The 19,152-nt window shown below is 69.1% G+C and carries 14 protein-coding genes; 12 read left to right on the top strand and 2 right to left on the bottom strand.

Translation table 11 applies throughout. The annotated features are described in order from the left end of the window. Positions 1-7: 7 nt before the first annotated feature. Positions 8-1,036, top strand: a complete 1,029-nt coding sequence (adhP, locus tag WAF18_RS01090) for an alcohol dehydrogenase AdhP (protein WP_337243476.1) — start codon at positions 8-10, stop codon at positions 1,034-1,036. A gap of 96 nt (positions 1,037-1,132) precedes the next feature. Further along, positions 1,133-3,280 carry a TonB-dependent receptor gene (locus tag WAF18_RS01085; protein WP_337243475.1) on the top strand — a complete coding sequence of 716 codons (2,148 nt, stop codon included), beginning with the start codon at positions 1,133-1,135 and terminating at the stop codon, positions 3,278-3,280. Between the two features lie 34 nt (positions 3,281-3,314). Here WAF18_RS01085 and phhA read toward each other — a convergent pair whose 3' ends face one another. Next, positions 3,315-4,217, bottom strand: a complete 903-nt coding sequence (gene phhA, locus WAF18_RS01080) for a phenylalanine 4-monooxygenase (RefSeq protein ID WP_337243474.1) — start codon at positions 4,215-4,217, stop codon at positions 3,315-3,317. 129 nt (positions 4,218-4,346) lie between these two features. Here phhA and WAF18_RS01075 point away from each other — a divergent pair, with 129 nt between their 5' ends. The 8 genes from WAF18_RS01075 (at position 4,347) to WAF18_RS01040 (ending at position 10,312) form a co-directional block, all read left to right on the top strand. Further along, positions 4,347-4,820, top strand: coding sequence for an Lrp/AsnC family transcriptional regulator (locus tag WAF18_RS01075; protein ID WP_337243931.1), 474 nt, complete (start codon positions 4,347-4,349; stop codon positions 4,818-4,820). A 169-nt stretch (positions 4,821-4,989) separates the two neighbouring features. Continuing rightward, a complete protein-coding gene (gene glnA / locus WAF18_RS01070) occupies positions 4,990-6,399 on the top strand; it encodes a type I glutamate--ammonia ligase (protein ID WP_337243473.1) in 1,410 nt (469 codons plus the stop codon). Continuing rightward, complete coding sequence (locus tag WAF18_RS01065) at positions 6,399-6,548, top strand: hypothetical protein (protein WP_337243472.1); 150 nt, start codon at positions 6,399-6,401, stop codon at positions 6,546-6,548. Before glnA ends, WAF18_RS01065 begins: the two co-directional genes overlap by 1 nt. Then, on the top strand, positions 6,548-6,814 hold the full coding sequence (locus WAF18_RS01060) for a hypothetical protein (RefSeq protein WP_337243471.1): 267 nt from the start codon (positions 6,548-6,550) through the stop codon (positions 6,812-6,814). Before WAF18_RS01065 ends, WAF18_RS01060 begins: the two co-directional genes overlap by 1 nt. Positions 6,815-7,043: 229 nt before the next feature. Continuing rightward, the gene (locus tag WAF18_RS01055; RefSeq protein WP_337243470.1) at positions 7,044-7,748 is read left to right on the top strand and encodes a TorF family putative porin; all 705 of its coding nucleotides are present in this window, start codon (positions 7,044-7,046) and stop codon (positions 7,746-7,748) included. Positions 7,749-7,776: 28 nt separating this feature from the next. Beyond that, complete coding sequence (locus WAF18_RS01050) at positions 7,777-8,115, top strand: P-II family nitrogen regulator (protein ID WP_337243469.1); 339 nt, start codon at positions 7,777-7,779, stop codon at positions 8,113-8,115. Positions 8,116-8,134: 19 nt separating this feature from the next. Continuing rightward, a complete protein-coding gene (gene amt, locus WAF18_RS01045; RefSeq protein WP_337243468.1) occupies positions 8,135-9,478 on the top strand; it encodes an ammonium transporter in 1,344 nt (447 codons plus the stop codon). A gap of 129 nt (positions 9,479-9,607) precedes the next feature. Continuing rightward, the gene (locus WAF18_RS01040; RefSeq protein WP_337243467.1) at positions 9,608-10,312 is read left to right on the top strand and encodes a response regulator transcription factor; all 705 of its coding nucleotides are present in this window, start codon (positions 9,608-9,610) and stop codon (positions 10,310-10,312) included. On the opposite strand, the gene WAF18_RS01035 is transcribed toward WAF18_RS01040, so the two are convergent. Further along, a complete protein-coding gene (locus WAF18_RS01035) occupies positions 10,296-11,648 on the bottom strand; it encodes an ATP-binding protein (protein WP_337243466.1) in 1,353 nt (450 codons plus the stop codon). The two genes, WAF18_RS01040 and WAF18_RS01035, sit on opposite strands and share 17 nt — an antisense overlap. Positions 11,649-11,856: 208 nt before the next feature. On the opposite strand from WAF18_RS01035, the gene WAF18_RS01030 reads away from it, so the two are divergent. Both WAF18_RS01030 and WAF18_RS01025 read left to right on the top strand, forming a co-directional pair. Further along, positions 11,857-17,190, top strand: coding sequence for an ESPR-type extended signal peptide-containing protein (locus WAF18_RS01030; protein WP_337243465.1), 5,334 nt, complete (start codon positions 11,857-11,859; stop codon positions 17,188-17,190). 68 nt (positions 17,191-17,258) lie between these two features. Beyond that, positions 17,259-19,124: a S8 family peptidase gene (locus WAF18_RS01025; protein ID WP_337243464.1), complete on the top strand. Its 1,866-nt coding sequence runs from the start codon at positions 17,259-17,261 to the stop codon at positions 19,122-19,124. Positions 19,125-19,152: the final 28 nt, after the last annotated feature.

The raw sequence follows: 19,152 nt of genomic DNA, 5'->3' as shown, positions 1-19,152 counted from the left end.
CTGGACGATGGACAAGACGATGAAGGCCGCGGTGGTCCGCGAGTTCGGCAAACCGCTGGTCATCGAGGAAGTCGCGGTGCCGCGGCCGGCGGCCGGCGATATCCTCGTCAAGATCGAGGCCTGCGGCGTCTGCCATACCGACCTGCATGCGGTCGAGGGCGACTGGCCGGTCAAGCCCAATCCGCCGTTCATCCCGGGCCACGAGGGCGTGGGCCACGTGGTCGCGGTCGGCCAGGGCGTGACCCACATCAAGGAAGGCGACCGGGTCGGCATTCCGTGGCTGTACTCGGCCTGCGGCCATTGCGAACACTGCCTGGGCGGCTGGGAAACGCTGTGCGAGGCGCAGCAGAACAGCGGCTACTCGGTCAACGGCGGTTTTGCCGAGTACGCGCTGGCCAATGCCGGCTACGTCGGTCATCTGCCGAAGAACGTCGGCTTTGTCGAGATCGCCCCGGTGCTGTGCGCCGGCGTCACCGTCTACAAGGGCCTGAAGGTCACCGACACCAAGCCCGGCGACTGGGTGGTGATCTCGGGCATCGGCGGCCTGGGCCACATGGCGGTGCAGTACGCCCGCGCCATGGGGCTGAACGTGGCTGCGGTCGATGTCGACGACAGCAAGCTCGACCTGGCCAAGCGGCTGGGCGCGACGGTCACCGTCAATGCCCGCACCACCGATCCGGTCGCCTATCTGAAGAAGGAGATCGGCGGTGCGCACGGGGCACTGGTCACTGCGGTCTCGCCCAAGGCCTTCGAGCAGGCGATCGGCATGGTCCGCCGCGGTGGCACGGTCTCGCTCAACGGCCTGCCGCCGGGCGAGTTCCCGCTGGATATCTTCGGCATGGTGCTCAATGGCGTGACCGTGCGCGGTTCGATCGTCGGTACCCGCCTCGACCTGCAGGAGTCGTTGGACTTCGCCGCGCAGGGCAAGGTCGCCGCGACGGTCTCGACCGATCGCCTGGAGAACATCAACGACGTGTTCGCGCGCATGCACGCGGGCAAGATCGAAGGGCGCGTGGTGCTCGACTTCGCGGCCTGATTTGCGCTGCGCCGCCGGCCCGCATGCGGCCGGCGGCACGGGCGCGTCGCGGGGCGTCTGTTACGGTGCACGCCCCCCCGTTGCGCCCGCCTGCCGATGTCCCTGCCGTTCGTCGCGTCCCGCTCCGCTCCGTTCCTCGCGTCCCTGCCGCTGGCGATCGCTGCCTGCTGCGCCGCCGCGCCGGCCAGCGCATTCGACGCGCCGCGCACCCTCGACCGGGTGCGGGTCGACGCCACCCGGCTGCGCGGCGTATCGGACTTCGACACCCCGGCCTCGGTCGATGCATTACGGCTCGACGATGCCGACAGCAACCGCAGCGGTACCGTCGCCTCCGAGCCCTTGGCCGGCGTGCCGGGCCTACTGGCGCGCGATCGCCAGAACCATGCGCAGGACACCCAACTGTCGATCCGCGGTTTCGGCGCGCGTTCGACCTTTGGCGTGCGTGGTGTGCGGCTCTACGCCGATGGCATCCCGGCCTCGATGCCCGATGGCCAGGGCCAGCTCTCGCATTTCAGCCTCGTCGGCGGCGACCGCATCGAGATCATGCGCGGCCCGTTCTCGTCGCTGTACGGCAATTCCTCGGGTGGCGTGCTGCAGATCTGGAGCGCCGATGGGGCGCCGGGCGACGATTGGCGGTTCAAGGCCAGCCACGGCCGCGACGCCACCACGAGCCTGGCCGCGCAGTTGCGCGGCGGCAGCGAGACGGTGGGTTACAACCTCGCGCTGTCGCGCTTCGACACCGACGGCTGGCGCGATCACAGTGCCGCGCGCCGCGACTCGGCGAACGCGAAGCTGCGCTTCGACCTTGGCCAGCGGCGGCGCCTGGACCTGGTCGCCAACTGGGTCGACATCGACGCCCAGGACCCGCTGGGGCTGACCGCCGACCAGGTTCGTGAGAACTCGCGCCAGGTCGCAGCGGTCGCGCGGCAGTTCGACACCCGCAAGACGGTGCGTCAGCAGCAGGCCGGCGTGGTCTACGAGCATGGCGTGGGCGAGGCACACACCCTGCGCGCGATGGCCTATGGCGGCGAGCGTGCGGTGATGCAGGTCCTGCCGATCCCCGCGGCCGCGCAGGCCAACCCGTTGAACTCGGGCGGCGTGATCGACCTGGACAACGCCTACGGCGGTCTCGATCTGCGCTGGAGCTGGGAAGGCGCGCTCGCCGGCCGGCCGCTGGAACTGACCGTCGGCATGAACGCCGACCGCCAGCGCCAGCATCGCCAGGGCTTCGAGAATTTCGTCGGCGATGCGCTCGGCGTGCGCGGTGCGCGGCGCCGCGACGAGCGCAACACGGTCGAGAATCGTGACCAGTTCGCGCAGGCGTACTGGGCGTTCGCGCCGCGCTGGTCGCTGCTGGCCGGCGTGCGCCACAGCGAGGTCGAGTTCGTCTCGCGCGATGCCTACGTCACCGCGGGCAATCCCGATGACAGCGGTCGCATCGCCTACCGTCAGACCTCGCCGGTTGCCGGGCTGGTGTTCGCGCCGCGCGACGACCTGCGTGCCTACCTGTCGGCCGGCCGCGGCTTCGAAACGCCGACCTTCAACGAGCTGGGCTATCGCGCCGACGGCGGCGCCGGGCTGGCCTTCGATCTCGCACCGGCGATCAGCGACAACCTCGAGCTTGGCGCCAAGGGGCGCGCGCCCGCCGGCGCCACGTGGAACGCTGCGCTGTTCCGCGCCGACACCGACGACGAGCTCGCGGTCGCGCGCAATGTCGGCGGCCGCAGCAGTTTTCAGAACGTCGGACGTGCGCGTCGCCAGGGCGCCGAACTGTCGCTCCGCCAGCCGTTGGGCGAGGCCTTCGAGCTCAATGTCGCGGCGACCTGGCTCGATGCGACGTTCCGCGGCGCGTATCGCGTCTGCACCGGCGCGGGCTGCACCGTGCCGACGACGCCGGTCGCGGCCGGCGCGCGCATCCCCGGCGTGCCGGCGCGCCAGCTGTTCGCGCGGCTGGACTGGGCCGGCGGCCCCTGGAGTGCGGCGATCGAAGGCGTCGGCGTGGGCGATGTCGTGGTCGACGATCTTTCGACCGGGCGCGCCGCAGGCTATGCCCTGCTGCATCTGGAAGGCGCGCGCCGCTGGCGCTTCGAGGCTGGGCAATTACGCGCGTTCCTGCGCGTCGACAATCTGCTCGATCAGGCCTACATCGGCTCGGTGATCGTCAACGAAGGCAACGGCCGGTTCTACGAGCCCGGCCCCGGCCGTGGCGTGCTGTTCGGCGCGCAGTGGACCTGGCACCGCTGAGTCGCGGATCAGCGCAGCGTGCCCAGGCGACGCCTCACACGTCGCCGCCGCTGGCCCAGCCTTCGCCGGTGCCGCGGTGGAACACCCGGTCGCTGCCTTGCACCGTGCCGGCATCGATTGCGTCCAACGGCGCCAAGCGTGCATAGATCGGCGCGAAGTCCGGGCGCGTGGCCTCCATCAACTGCTCGAAGCTGTTGATGACGAAGTAGGTCTTCTGGAAGGTGTCGATGCGGTAGCGCGTGCGCATGATCCGCTCCAGATCGAACCCGATGCGGTTGGGCGCGTCGGATTCGAGCGAATGGATCGACTCGCCCTTCGACGACACGATGCCGGCGCCGAAGATGCGCAGGCCCTGCGCCTGTTGGATCAGCCCGAACTCCACCGTGTACCAGTACAGCCGCGTGAGGTGCTGCAGCGCGTCGGGCCCGATGCCGTGCGCCTTGACCCCGCCGCGGCCGTAGGCCTGCATGTAGTCGGCGAAGATCGGGTTCATCAGCAGCGGCACGTGGCCGAACAGGTCGTGGAACAGATCCGGTTCCTCGATGTAGTCGATCTGGTCCGGACGGCGGATCCACCAGGTCACCGGGAAGCGGCGATTGGCGAGGTGGTCGAAGAAATCGAGCTCGGGCAGCAGGCCCTCGACCCCCATCAGCGTCCAGCCGGTCGCGGCCTCGAGCACGGTATTGAGCTCGGAGAACTTCGGAATCGCGTCGGGCGTCATGCCCATCGCGTCCTGCGCCTCCAGGAACTCGTCGCAGGCGCGCCCAACCAGGAGCGCGCGCTGGCGCGCATAGAGCGTGGCCCAGGTGGCGTGGTCGTCGGCGCTGTAGTCGTTCCACGGCTGCTCGACGATGCCGGTGGCGTAGACCGGGACCCTGCCCTTGTCGGTCTGCAGGTTCTCGACCCGGCGCGGGGTGCTCGAAGGCTGGGCGGACATCGCACGCTCCTAGGAAGAACACGAGCCTTCGACGATAGCGCCGCAAGCCCGCAACGGGCTTGCGTTCGTTGCGCGTAAAGCGGGTATGCGCGCAAGATCCGTGCGTCTGAATACGAAATGGAGCAATCCATGGTCGCCGCGACGCTGGACCGCACCGATCTGCTGCTGCTCGCCGAGCTGCAGCGCAATGGCCGCCAGAGCAATGCCGACCTGGCCGAGCGCGTGCACCTGTCGGCCTCGGCCTGCCTGCGCCGGGTCCAGCGGCTCGAGCGCGACGGCGTCATCGCCAGCTATCGCGCCGAGGTCGATGCCGAGCGCCTGGGGCTGGGGCTGCAGGCCTTCGTCCGCGTGCAACTTAAGCATCACGACAGCGCCGCGGTCGCCGGCTTCGCGCAATTGGTCGACGACTGGGACGAGGTGGTCGCCTGTCATGCGCTGACCGGGGACATGGACTACCTGCTGCAGGTCGCGGTGCGTGACCTCGAACACTTCTCGCGATTCCTGCTCGATCGGCTGCTCAACCAGCCGGCGGTCGACGACGTCAATTCCAGTTTCGTGCTGCGCACCGTCAAGGCCTGGCGCGGGCTGCCGCTGCCGGTCTGAGCAGCGCACCGGGTTTGTGCAAACGCGAATAGAAGGCACCAACGTGGTGCACCGCCCCGACGCCTGAAGACATCGCGTGGATGTAAGTCGTTGATCTAAATAGCATCCACCGGTTGGCACGAGGGTTGCTTGATCACGGCTACACCCAACACCAAGGCGGTTGTTTCCGATGTCCATCGACAACGTCGAAAAGCTGATCAAGGACCACAAGATCGAGTTCATCGACCTGCGCTTCACCGACATGCGCGGCGTGCAGCACCACGTCACGTTCCCGCAGTCGATCGTCGAGCCCGGGCTGTTCGAGGACGGCAAGATGTTCGACGGCTCGTCGATCAGCGGCTGGCGCGGCATCCAGAATTCGGACATGGTGCTGATGCCCGACGCCTCCACTGCGTTCGTCGATCCGTTCACCGCCGATCCGACGCTGGTGATCACCTGCGACATCCTCGATCCGACGACGATGCAGTCCTACGAGCGCGACCCGCGCGGCATCGCCAAGAAGGCTGAGGCTTTCCTCAAGTCGAGCGGCATCGCCGACCAGGCCTTCTTCGGCCCCGAGCCCGAGTTCTTCATCTTCGACTCGGTGCGCTACGGCAACGAGATGGGCCACACCTTCTTCCACATCGATTCGGAAGAGGCGCACTGGAACTCGGCCAAGGAATACGAGGGCGGCAACAGCGGCTATCGTCCGGGCATCAAGGGCGGCTACTTCCCGGTGGCCCCGCTCGACTCGCTGCACGACATCCGTGCCGAGATGTGCAAGACGCTCTCGCAGGTCGGCATCGAGGTCGAGGTCCATCACCACGAGGTCGCCAACGCCGGCCAGTGCGAGATCGGCACCCGCTTCAACTCGCTGGTCGCCAAGTCCGACGAACTGCAGACGCTCAAGTACATCGTCAAGAACGTCGCCTTCCGCAACGGCAAGACCGCGACCTTCATGCCCAAGCCGATCGTCGGCGACAACGGCAGCGGCATGCACGTGCACCAGTCGCTGGCCAAGGGCGGCACCAACCTGTTCACCGGTGACGGCTACGGCGGCCTGAGCCAGACCGCGCTGTGGTACATCGGCGGCGTGTTCAAGCACGCGCGTGCGATCAACGCCTTCGCCAATGCCTCGACCAACTCCTACAAGCGCCTGGTGCCGGGCTTCGAGGCGCCGGTGATGCTGGCCTACTCGGCGTCCAACCGCTCGGCGTCGTGCCGCATTCCCTACGTCGCCAATCCGAAGGCGCGCCGCATCGAGATGCGCTTCCCCGATCCGATGCAGTCGGGCTACCTGACCTTCGCCGCGCTGATGATGGCGGGCCTGGATGGCATCAAGAACCAGATCGACCCGGGCGGCCCCAGCGACAAGGACCTCTATGACCTGCCGCCGGAGGAAGAGAAGAACTTCCCGACCGTGTGCCACTCGCTCGACCAGGCACTCGAGGCGCTCGACAAGGATCGCGAGTTCCTCAAGGCCGGCGGCGTGTTCACCGACGACTTCATCGACGCCTACATCGCGTTGAAGATGAAGGAGGTCACCGCGTTCCGCGGCGCGACCCATCCGCTCGAGTATCAGATGTACTACGCGATCTGATGGACATCGCGTACGTCATCGCCATGGCTTCGATGGGGCGGCTGTCCGGCCCGTCGCAGCGCGACGGGCGTTCGCCAGGCACGCGCGGCAGTGCCGCGCAAGCGTGCCCGGCTCACCCGCTCGAATATCAGATGTACTACGCGATCTGATGGACATCGCGTACGTCATCGCCATGGCTTCGATGGGGCGGCTGTCCGGCCCGTCGCAGTGCCGCGCAAGCGTGCCCGGCTCACCCGCTCGAATATCAGATGTACGACGCGATCTGATGGACATCGCGTACGTCATCGCCATGGCTTCGACGGGGCGGCTGTCCGGCCCGTCGCAGCGCGACGGGCGTTCGCCGGGCACGCGCGGCAGTGCCGCGCAAGCGTGCCCGGCTCACCCGCTCGAATATCAGATGCACGACGCGATCTGATGCACCCGAAGGGCCTGCCGCACGGCAGGCCCTTCTTCGTTTCACCGCGCAAGCGGCGCCGTACGCAGTCGACGAGGGATCGAAAGCGGCCAACAGACGCCATAGAGCGCCGGTCGCGGCGGACGACCGCCAGGGGGCAGGTCGCCACGCCGAAGCAGCATCTGCTCGGCATCGCCGATGCAGCCAGCAATGACCGGGGAGGGCTTTCCTTTCAGATGAGGAGCCTGTCATGTCGTCATGCAAGCACGTACGCAAGGCCCTGTTGTGTGCAGGGTTGCTGTTGGGGGGCGCCGCGCACGCAGAGGTGTCCGGCACGATCACGTTGACCAGCGACTACCTGTTCCGCGGCATCACCCAGACCGACGAGAAGCCTGCCCTGCAAGGCGGCGTGGAGTGGGCGCACGCGAGCGGCTTCTATGCCGGCACCTGGGGCAGCAGCATCAGTTGGCTTGCCGACAGCGACCCGGAGGTGTCGAGCCAACTCGAACTCGACGGCTACCTGGGTATTCGCGGCGACTTCGGTGATTCGGGCGTCGGCTGGGATGTCGGCGCCGTGCACTACTGGTATCCGGGCCGCTATCCGGCCGGCTTCGACAAGGCCGACACCACCGAGCTCTATGCCGGGCTGAGCTGGGGCATCTTGCGTGCGAAGTATTCCTATGCCGTGACCGACCTGTTCGGCATTCCCGACTCGGACGGCAGCAGCAACCTCGACCTCGGCCTGGGCTGGGAGTTCGCCCCGGGCTGGTCGCTCAACGGCGCGGTCGGCAAGCAGTGGGTCGCCGGCAGCGCGGGCACGGCGACCTACGCGTTCTGGTCGGCGGGCGTGGGCAAGGCCTTCGACAACGGCTTCGACCTCGCCCTGACGTGGCACGACAACGACCTCGTCGGTCCCGACGACACCCTCACCTTCGCGATCACCAAGTCGTTCTGACACGGCGATCGTGCAACCGGAGACATCCATGAAACTGATCACCGCGATCATCCGCCCCTTCAAGCTCGACGAGGTCCGCGAGGCGCTCGGCGAGGCCGGCGTGACCGGCCTGACGGTCACCGAGGTCAAGGGGTTCGGCCGTCAGAAGGGCCACACCGAGCTCTACCGCGGCGCCGAGTACGTCGTCGACTTCCTGCCCAAGCTCAAGATCGAATGCGCGGTCACCGACGCGGCCTATGAGGCCGCGCTCGAAGCGATCACCGCGGCCGCGGCGACCGGCAAGGTCGGCGACGGCAAGGTTTTCGTCGTCGCGCTCGAGCAGGTCCTGCGTATCCGTACCGGCGAGATCGGCGCCGATGCGCTCTAACCCCATCCGGAGACATGCCATGAACTCGATCCAAACCCCCGGGTGGCCCCCCCGGATGCAGGCGGCGGGCCTGTCGCTGCTGTGTGCACTTGCACTGCTCGGCGTCTCGACCGGCGCGATGGCCCAGGCCCCGGAGGCCCCGCCCCCGGTCTTCGACAGCGGCAACGTCGCCTGGATGCTGACCTCCACGCTGCTGGTGCTGTTGATGGTGGTGCCGGGACTGGCGCTGTTCTACGGCGGCATGGTCCGCGCCAAGAACGTGCTGTCGGTGCTGGTGCAGGTGCTGGTGGTGTTCTCGGTGGTGATCCTGCTGTGGATCGCCTATGGCTACAGCGCGGCGTTCACCAGCGGCAACGCATTCTTCGGCTCGTTCACCGACAAGGCCTTCCTGCGCGGGATCACCCCGCAGAGCGATGCCGGTGGCTTGCCCGAGTTCCTGTTCGTGGTGTTCCAGTCGACCTTCGCCGGGATCACCGCCGCGCTGGTGATCGGCGCCTTCGCCGAGCGCATCAAGTTCTGCGCGGTGCTGCTGTTCTCGGTGCTGTGGGTCACGTTCGCCTACCTGCCGATGGTCCACATGGTGTGGAGCGGCGAGGACGGATTCCTCGCGCACAAGGGCGTGATCGACTTCGCCGGCGGTACCGTGGTGCACATCAACGCCGGCATCGCCGGGCTGGTCGGCGCGTACTTCGTCGGCCGCCGACTGGGCTACGGCCGTGAGGCGCTCAAGCCGCACAGCGTGCCGTTCACCTTCATCGGCGCCTCGCTGTTGTGGGTCGGCTGGTTCGGCTTCAATGCCGGTTCGGCGTTGGCCGCCGACGCCAGTGCGGCGTTGGCGATGATCAACACGATGGTGGCCACGGCCGCCGGCGTGGTCGCCTGGAGTCTGGTCGAAGCGATCAGCAAGGGGCGGCCGTCGGCCCTGGGCGCGGCATCGGGTGCAGTGGCCGGTCTGGTCGGTGTGACCCCGGCCGCCGGCACCGTCGGCCCGATCGGCGCGCTGGTGATCGGCTTGGCCGCTGGCGCGATCTGCGTGTGGGGCGTCAATGGCCTCAAGCGCCTGCTGCGCGCCGACGACACCGCCGACGTGTTCGGCGTGCACGCGGTGGGCGGCATCGTTGGCGCGATCCTGACCGGTGTCTTCAGCGATGCCTCGCTCGGCGGTACCGGGATCGAGGGCTCGATCGGCGCCCAGGTCTGGGCGCAGACCTTCAGCGTGCTGTTCACGATTCTCTGGTGTGCCGTCGTCACGACGCTCGCGCTTCTGGTCACGCGCGCGGTCGTCGGGCTGCGCGTGAGCGAGGAGGACGAGCGCCAAGGCCTGGACATCGTCTCGCACGGTGAATCGGCCTACGAGAGCTGATCGGGGAAGGGACCGCGCGGGCGGCAGTGGGGACTGCCGCCCGCGCCTGCAGGCAAGCAGACGCGATTTGTCCGCTGCGCGGCGGCGGGGCTAGGATGCGGCCCACATGACCGGACCTGGCCACTGTCGATGACCGCCGCGCTGCACGTCGCCGTGCTCGAGGACGAGGCCATGTTGCGCGAGCGGATCCTGCTGCCCGGCCTGCAGCGTTTCGGCTTCGCCGCGGTGGGGTTTGCGACCATCGCAGCGTTGCGCGCCCACCTCGATGCGCACCCGGTCGAGCTGGTCGTGCTCGATGTCGGTCTGCCCGACGGGGACGGCTTCAGCCTGGCACGCGCGCTGCGTGAGACACGGCCGCAGCTTGGGGTGGTGATGCTGACCAGTCGCGCCGAGACCGGCGACCGCGTCCGCGGCCTGACCGAAGGCGCCGATGCCTATCTGACCAAGCCGATCGAGATCGACCTGCTCGCCGCCACGCTGCACAGCCTTGCGCGGCGCCTGGACACCGTCGCGGCGCCCACCGAGGGACGCGACACGCCCGGCCGATGGCGCTTGAGTGCGGATGGCTGGTGCCTGCTGTCGCCGTCGGGCGGCTCGGCGGCGCTGACCCAGAGCGAGCGGCGGCTGTGCCGGCGGCTGTTCGACACGCCCGGCGAACTGGTGGCGCGCGAAGCGCTGATCGAGGCGTTGACTGACCAGGTGCATGACTTCGATGCCCACCGCATCGATTCGATGATCCATCGCCTGCGCAGCAAGGCCCGCACGCGCTGCGGTGAAACGCTGCCGCTGACAGCCGTACACGGCCGCGGCTACATGCTCACGCCGCAGGGCTGAGCGGCAACGCGATCCGAAACGTGGTGCCGACGCCCGGCGCGCTGGTCACGGCGATCGTGCCGCCGGCGGTGGTCACCAACTCGTGCACCACCGCCAGGCCCAGACCGGTGCCACTGTCGGCCGGCTTGGTGCTGAAGAAGGGCTCGAACACGCGTGCGGCCACCTCGGGTGGCATGCCCGCACCATCGTCGTGCAGAGTGATCGCGACATGGTCCGGTGCGCGTCGTGCCTGGATGTCGAATACGCCCGTGCCATTGATCGCATCGCGCGCATTGGAGGCCAGGTTGAGCAGCATCAACTCGAACTGGCTGCGGTCGAACAGGATCGGCAGCGGCGCGCTGTCGCGATCGAAGCGCAGCACGATGCGCGCGTCGAGCAGTTGCCGCAGCATCGGTTGCAGTGCATCGATCGCTTCGCCGGCATCGAAGACCTCGACCTGCGTCTCGTCGCGGCGGCTGAAGCGCAGCAGCCTGCGGCTGATCGCCATGCCGCGTCGCGCCGAGGCTTCGACCGAGGCCAGGCTGCTTTCCAGCTGCGCGGCGCGCTGGGCATCGCTGCCGCCGTCGTCCTCGTGGCGCTCGGCCGAAAACCCCGCGATGACCGAGAAGATGTTGTTGAAATCGTGCGCCATGCCGCTGGCCATGCGCTCGGTGATTTCCTTCTTCTGCGCGTGGATGAGCTGGGCATGCGTGCGCTCGCGTTCGCGGATCTCCTGCTCGAGTGCCGCGCCGCGTGCATTGGACTCGCGCAGGCTCTCGCGCAGCGCCTCGGTCGTGCGGTCGATGAGGATGGCGACGAGCAGGTAGGTGAACAGCACCGACGGCAGGTTGTAGAACGCACGCGCCGGCGTCTGCGCGAACAGCACGTGCGCATCGTGCACCGCGCCCAGCACAACGCTCGATGCGAGCAGTGCGAAGCTCGTCCACAGCGCACGTCGACCCAGTACCAGGCCGCTGAGCAGCATCACCAGCAACTGTGCGAGCTGGTCGGGAATCTGCTGCTGCAGGCCGTTGAGCGCCATGTTCACCGCGAACACCGCCAGCAGCACGCCGATCAGCAGCTTGACCGCCAGGCGGAAGCGGCCATAGCGGATCAGCGCCACCCCGCCCAATGCGATTAGGCCGATCGCCAGGCTCATCGACAACGAAACGGCGATCTGCCACGGCAGCCCTTCGGCGCGCAGTGTCGGCCAGCTGGCCACCAGGGCGAAGGCCACCGTCGCTGGCACGGTCACGCCGAGAAACAGCAACAGCGCCTGGATCACGCGCGCATTGCGCTGGTCGACCGGGTCCATGACCGGAGCGCGATCGAGCCAGCGCAGGAACGGGCGGTACATGGCGAGTCCGGCGGGCGGTGAGAATCGCGTGATCTTCCGGCGAGATGTTGCGGGTGACAAGAGGCGCCGACGCCTCGTACGGTCGCAGACGGGGACGCCCTATCCGATCTGGATGACAGGGCCAAGACACGGAAAGCCGGTGGTGGCGGGCGCAAGCCCGCCGCACGACCGTGCTCGCCTTCATGAAACGCTGCCGGAGACCTCCGAAATGAACCGCATCTACCGCACCCTCTGGAACGCCGAGCTTGGTCGCATGGTCGTGGCCTCGGAGCTGGCGCGCAGCCGACACGCACGCCGCACGGGCGTCCTCGTCGCCGGTCTGGCGCTAGCGCTGCCGCTGACGGCACTGGCGCAGGCCACCGCCGTAGGGGTGCAGGTGTACGACACGCCGACGGTGGTCGACGCCACGACCGTGGCGCACTACGTCCAGGCCAGCGGCAGCACCGACAGCGATGCCGGCGCGTATGTCGAAGGCGACAACGCGCTGGCTGCCGGGGAGGCCACCTCGGCGATCGGCAATGGGGCGACCGCACTGGCCGGCGGCGCGATCGCGAACGGCGACGGCGCCACCGCTGTCGGTCACAACAGTCTCGCCGATGGCCGCGCGGCCGTCGCACTGGGCATGAACGCGACCGCGTCGGGCGATCGTGCGCTCGCGCTGGGCAATGCAGCCAAGGCACAGGGCTTGCTGAGCATGGCGATCGGCGACAACGCCACCGCCGAGTCCATCGGTGCGATGGCCATCGGGACCAACGCGGTGTCGCGCAATGATTCGGCGACCAGTGTCGGTGCCTCGTCGATCAGCGAGGGACTGTATGCGACCGCGACCGGCTTCGGTGCGAAGGCGCGCAAAGAAGGGGCCACGGCGCTCGGCGCCAACGCACTCGCGCTCGGCGACTACGCCGTGGCCGTCGGCGTTGGCGCCGGGGCCAGAGCCAAGAACACGGTGGCGATCGGCAGCTTTTCCTCGGCTTGGGCCGACGACAGCACGGTCGTCGGTCCCAGCGCGCAGGCCATGGGCGTGGCGAGCACGAGCGTGGGCAACAATGCACTGACCCGCGGCCAGCTGGCCACGGCGATCGGCTTCCGCGCCAGCGTCGGCGAGATGTCGACGGCCATCGGCGCCCACGCAGCCTCGTTCGCTGCGTCTTCGACCCTGCTGGGCGCCTCCACGCTCGTACGAAGTGAGGCGACCGGCAGCGTCGCGATCGGCGTCGGCTCGCTGGCGAACCGACCCGATACGGTCTCTGTCGGCGCGTCCGAGGCATGGACATACCATGCCGACAATCCGGCGCGGACGCGCCAGATCGTCAATGTCGCCGCCGGTACCGAGGCCAACGATGCGGTCAACCTCGCCCAGCTCGAGGCGGCCACCGCGCTCAATCGCTACATCGGCGTCAATGGCAATCCCGACAGCGATGCGGGCGCCTATGCCGAAGGCGACGACACGCTTGCCGCGGGCGAGGCGGCCTCGGCGGTCGGACAGGGTGCGACCGCCCTGGGTGGGGGCGCCTTGGCGTACGCCGACACCGCAACCGCGATCGGCAAGGACAGCCTCGCGACGGGCGCGTCGTCGACGGCGCTCGGCGGCATGCTGCAGCTCGACTACAGCGCGGCGAGCGAGTTCGGCGTGGTGCTCGACCAGCAGACGGCTGCCAACGGGCTGGCCGCGACGGCGCTGGGCGCGGGCGCACGCGCCGACGATGACTTCAACACCGCGATCGGCGCGCAGACCGAGACCAGCGGCAAGTCCGCGGTCGCGATCGGCGGCATCGTCGATGTGCGCGAAGACCAGCTCGGAGAGGACTTCGCCGGCGTCGAGCTGCAGAACACGCGGGCATCGGGTCGTCTTGCGACGGCGATCGGCGGTGGCGCGCAAGCAACCGACTACGCGGCCACCGCGATCGGCGCACTGGCCGGCGCCAGCGGCATCCGCGCGGTGGCCATCGGCTATGCCAGCCAGGCGACGGCCTACGATGCGACCGCGATCGGCGACCGCGCCGAGGCGTCGGAAGAATGGGCCACGGCGATCGGCAGCGGCGCACGCGCCACCCACGTCCGAGCGACCGCATTGGGCAGCTTCGCCACTGCGATTGCAGCGCAAGCAACGGCCGTCGGCGAGGCCGCGATGGCCAATGGTGTCGGCGCCACGGCGCTGGGCAGCGGCGCTTGGGCTGCCGCCGAGAACAGCATCTCGATCGGCAAATCCTTCGTGTGGAACAGCAATCCCTGGCGCGAGGAGACCGTCGTATTTGCCGACGGCATCGCGATGGGCACCAATGCCGAGGTGCACGGCAGCCGCTCGATCGCACTCGGCGCCGGGGCGACGGTCGGGGGATGGGCCCTACCGGAAGTCGATGGCTTGCCAAGCAACATCGACGATGCGGTGGCCCTGGGCGCCGGCGCCATCGCCGATCGCAGCAACACGGTCTCGATCGGTCGCAATGGTGCAGAGCGGCAGATCACCAACGTCGCCGCGGGCACGCAGGCCACCGACGCGGTCAACCTGTCCCAGCTCGAGGCGGTGGCCGCGGATGCCTCGCGCTATCTGCAGGCCACGGGTAGCGCCGACAGCGATGCCGGCGCCTACGCCGAGGGCGACAACACGCTGGCGGCGGGTGAAGCCGCCGCGGCCGTGGGCACGGGCACCGTCGCGCTGGGCGCAGGCGCGGTGTCGTATGCGAACAACGCCACTGCGCTCGGCCGCGACAGCCTGGCGGTCGGCGAGTCGTCGACTGCCCTCGGCGGCGTTCTCGACATCGACTACAGCGCCCTGCCGCGCGGCGTGGTGATCCACAGCCAGACCGCCGCGTCGGGGCTGGGCGCAACGGCCGCCGGTGCCGGCGCCCAGGCCAATGGCGACTTCAACACCGCCATCGGCGCGCAGTCGGAGACCACCGGCAAATCGGCCGTTGCGATCGGCGGCATCGTCGACGTGCGCGAGGACGAAATCGGCTCGAACTTCATGGGCCAGATCCTGCGCAACACCAAGGCGGCCGGCCGCCTGTCGACCGCGATCGGCGGGGGCGCGCAGGCGACCGAGTACGCTGCGACCGCGATCGGTGCATTGGCCGAAGCCACGGCCATCCGCTCGATCGCGATCGGCTATCGGACACAGGCCACGGCCTACGACGCGACCGCGATCGGCGATCGTGCGCAAGCCACGTTCGACTTCACCACGGCGATCGGCTCGGGTGCGCGCGCGAGCGCCAAGGGCACCACGGTGATCGGGTCGAACGCAAACGCCCTCTATGAAGGTGGCACGGCACTGGGCAATGCGGCGTCGGCCCGCAACGTCAACGCCGTCGCGCTGGGAACGGCATCCGCAGCCGCTGGCCAGAACTCGATCGCGATCGGCAACCGCTCGATGGTCTGGAACGGCGACTTCTTCGCGCCGTCGCCGATCCTGTATCTCAACAGCATCGCCATCGGTGTCGGCACCAATACCTACGGATCAGATTCGATCGCGCTGGGCACCTCGGCGATCGTCGGGCGCCAGCAGGCCAATGGCCTGTGGACCGGCGTCGACAACAGCGTCGCCCTGGGCGCGAACTCGTGGGCGAACCGCGAGAACACGATTTCGGTCGGTCGCGCGGGCGCCGAACGTCAGATCACCAACGTCGCCGCCGGCACCGAAGCGACCGATGCGGTGAACCTCGCGCAGCTCGACGCCGTCGCCGGTGGCCTGGGTGAGCTGTCTGCCAATGCCGTGATCTACGACGATGCCGACAAGGCGCGCATCTCGCTGGCCGGGGCCGACGGCACGGTGATCACCAACGTCGCCGCTGGCGAACTCACCGAAGACAGCACCGATGCGGTGAATGGCAGCCAGCTGTTCGAGACGAACACGCGGGTGACCGCGGTCGAAGGCCGCGTGGACGATCTGGGTACGCGCATTGGCGACGTCGCCGGAGTCGCGCAGAACGCGGTGGCTTACGACGACGCCGACAAAGCGCGCATTTCGCTGGCCGGCGCCGACGGCACGGTGATCACCAATGTCGCCGCCGGCGACCTCACCGAAGACAGCACCGATGCGGTGAATGGCAGCCAGCTGTTCGAGACGAACACGCGCGTGACCCAGGTGGAAGGCCGCGTGGACGACCTGGATACGCGCATTGGCGACGTCGCAGGGGTCGCGCAGAACGCGGTGGCTTACGACGACGCTGACAAAGCGCGCATCTCGCTGGCCGGCGCCGACGGCACGGTGATCACCAACGTCGCCGCTGGCGAACTCACCGAAGACAGCACCGATGCGGTGAATGGCAGCCAGCTGTTCGAGACGAACACGCGGGTGACCGCGGTCGAAGGCCGCGTGGACGATCTGGATACGCGCATTGGCGACGTCGCCGGGGTCGCGCAGAACGCGGTGGCCTACGACGACGTCGACAAGGGCCGCATCTCGCTGGCGGGGGCCGACGGCACGGTGTTGTCGAACCTGGCCGCAGGCGCGGTGTCGGCCGACAGCACGCAGGCGATCAACGGTGCCCAACTGCACGGCGGCCTGCAGAGCATGGCCGACATCCTGGGCGGCGGCGCCGCAGTCACCGCGTTCGGCACGCTGGCGGCGCCAAGCTACGCCGTGCAGGGCACGCAATACGCGTCGATCGGCGCGACCTTCGCCGCGCTCGACGTGCAGATCAGCCAACTCAAGACCCGCGTCGGGTCGGTCGAGACAGTGATCGACAGCAACCAGGGCACCAACGACCGCGTCGCGGTCGGTGGCGACGCGCCGGCCACTGTGGGCGCGGACACCAATGCGGTGGCAGTCGGCGGCGGTGCCGCGGCGAACGGCGCCAATGGCGTGGCGTTGGGCGGCGACGCCTATGCGCACGGGCCCAACGACACGGCCGTCGGCGGCAACGCCCAGGTGCATGCCGACGGCAGCACCGCAGTCGGTGCCAACAGCCGTATCTCGGCCGATGCCACGAATGCGGTCGCCATCGGCGAAAGCGCCTCGGTCACCGCGGCTTCGGGCACCGCGCTCGGCCAGGGGGCCAGCGTCACCGCGCAGGGCGCGGTCGCACTCGGCCAGGGCTCGGTCGCCGACCGCGCCCAGACCGTTTCGGTCGGCAGTGCGGGTGCCGAGCGGCAGATCGCCAACGTCGCCGCCGGCACGCAGGCGACCGATGCGGCCAACGTCGCCCAGGTCCGGGCCGGCGTCACCGAGGCCAAGGCCTACGCCGACACCACCGCCACCCAGGCGGTGGCCTCGTCCAAGGCCTACACCGACCAGCGCCTGGCCGCATGGGGCGACCAGTTCGACGCCTACCGCGGCGATGTCGAGCGTCGTTTCAGTGACGTCGACCGGCGCATGGACCGGCAGGGTGCGATGAGCGCGGCAATGCTCAACATGGCCACCAACGCCGCCGGCACACAGAGTCCGCGCGGACGCGTGGCGGTGGGCGCCGGCTTCCAGAGCGGCGAGCAGGCGCTGTCGATCGGCTACGCCAAGCGGGTCGGCGAGCGCGCGTCCTTCAGTCTCGGCGGCGCGTTCAGCGGCGACGAGAAATCGGCCGGCTTCGGTTTCGGCATCGACCTGTGACACCGCGGCGGCGTCGACCGACGCCGCTGTCTTTCGCGATATTCCTTTCTTCGACGGAGACACGTTCCATGCGTATCCAGACCACCCTTGGCGCGGCGATCGCCGCCATCCTGTTGACCGGCGGCGCGCAGGCCGCAGGCCCTCGCCTCGACCGTAGCGTGACCCGCGATCTGGCCGGCGAAAAGCAGCCCGTTGCGGCGGCGGGCCAGCGGTTCGTCGTCAAGACCAGTCAAGCGTCGGCGCAGGGGCGCGCGGCCCTGGGCAGCGCGCTGACGACCAGCGTCCGCCGCGCCGGCCTGTCGAGCGCGGTCGCTGCGACCGCGACCTCGGCCGCACGCCCGGCCGCCACCGCGCGCGTGCTGCGCAGCATGGCTGCGCCTGGCTGGCACGTGGTGCAGGCCTCGCGCGCGATGACCGAGTCCGAGCGTGCGAGCTTCATCCGCGAACTGTCGGCCGAGCCCGGCGTGCTCCGGGTCGAGGTCGACCGGCTCTACCAGCGCGCCGATGTCGCGCGCGCGCCGACGGTGATGCCGGCCGCCGTGCCCAACGATCCTGAGTACACGCGCTTCCAGTGGAACTTCAAGGACCCGACCGGCGGCGTGCGCGCCGAGCAGGCCTGGGACATCTCCATCGGCGAAGGCGTCGTGGTCGCAGTGGTCGACACCGGCATCGTCGAAAACCATCCCGATCTCGCGGTCAATGTCCTGCCTGGCTACGACATGATCAGCGATCGGCGCATTTCCCGCCGCGACACCGATGCCCGCGTGGCCGGCGGCTGGGACGTGGGCGATTGGGTCGAGGCCAACTACTGCACCGCACTGGGCGCGCAGGGCAATGCGCCGCGCGACAGCTCCTGGCACGGCAGCCACGTCGCCGGCACGATCGCCCAGCAGACCAACAACGGCGCCGGTCTGGCTGGCCTCGCCCACGGTGCCAAGGTCGTGCCGGTGCGCGTGCTCGGCTCGTGCGGTGGCTACGGCAGCGACATCGCCGACGGCATGATGTGGGCCGCCGGCCTGCCGGTCGAGGGCGTGCCCGCCAACCCCAATCCGGCCGAGATCATCAACATGAGCCTGGGCAGTACCGGCCCGCAGGCCTGCCCGGCGCTATACCAGGACGCCATCGACAAGATCAACGCGCAGGGTTCGATCATCGTCGTGGCGGCCGGCAATTCCAACGCCAATGCCGGCACCTACACCATGAGCTCGTGCACGGGCGTCATCTCGGTCGGCGCGACTCGCGTCACCGGTGGCAAGGCCAGTTATTCCAGTTGGGGACCCCGAGTCGACCTGTCGGCACCGGGCGGTGGCGGCGATGTCGATGGCGATCCCAACGGCTACATCTTCCAGGTCCTCAATGCCGGCACCACGCGCCCGACCAGCGACTGGGTCTTGGGCGGCTACACCGGCACCTCGATGGCCTCGCCGCATGTCGCCGCAGCCGCGGCCATGGTGCAGAGCGTCGTCGAGACGCCATTGAACTGGAGCGACATGCGCGACCTGCTGCGCCGCACCGCGCGGCCGTTCCCCGCAGCCATCCCCACCAACACGCCGATGGGGGCGGGCATTCTGGATGCGGCCCAGCTGCTGCATCGCGCCACGCAGCCGCCGTGCACCAGCGACTGCGCACCACTGGAAGTGCCGCTGACCAACAAGGTCGAGCTGCGTGGCCTGTCTGCGGGCGCCGAGGACGCGCTCTACACGTTCGAGGCGACCGCCGGCGCGGTGCTGACGTTCATGACCTTCGGCGGTACCGGCGATGTGTCGATGCATGTCGCCCGGGGCCGAGTCCCGACCGCCACCGACCGGGACGCGTTCTCAACGCGTGCCAAGAGCAATACCGAGACCGTCCGCTTCACCGCGCCGCAGGCAGGCAAGTACTACATCCGCCTCACCGGCACGTACGCGGGCCTGACCCTGGTCGCGCGCCAGTAGAGGTCCCAGGCGCCCGCCTGCATCGCCC

Source organism: Luteimonas sp. gir, assembly GCF_037198055.1.
GTDB lineage: Bacteria > Pseudomonadota > Gammaproteobacteria > Xanthomonadales > Xanthomonadaceae > Luteimonas > Luteimonas citri_A.
Note: the sequence above shows the minus strand (reverse complement) of the source record. Positions and strands in the feature narration are given on the sequence as shown.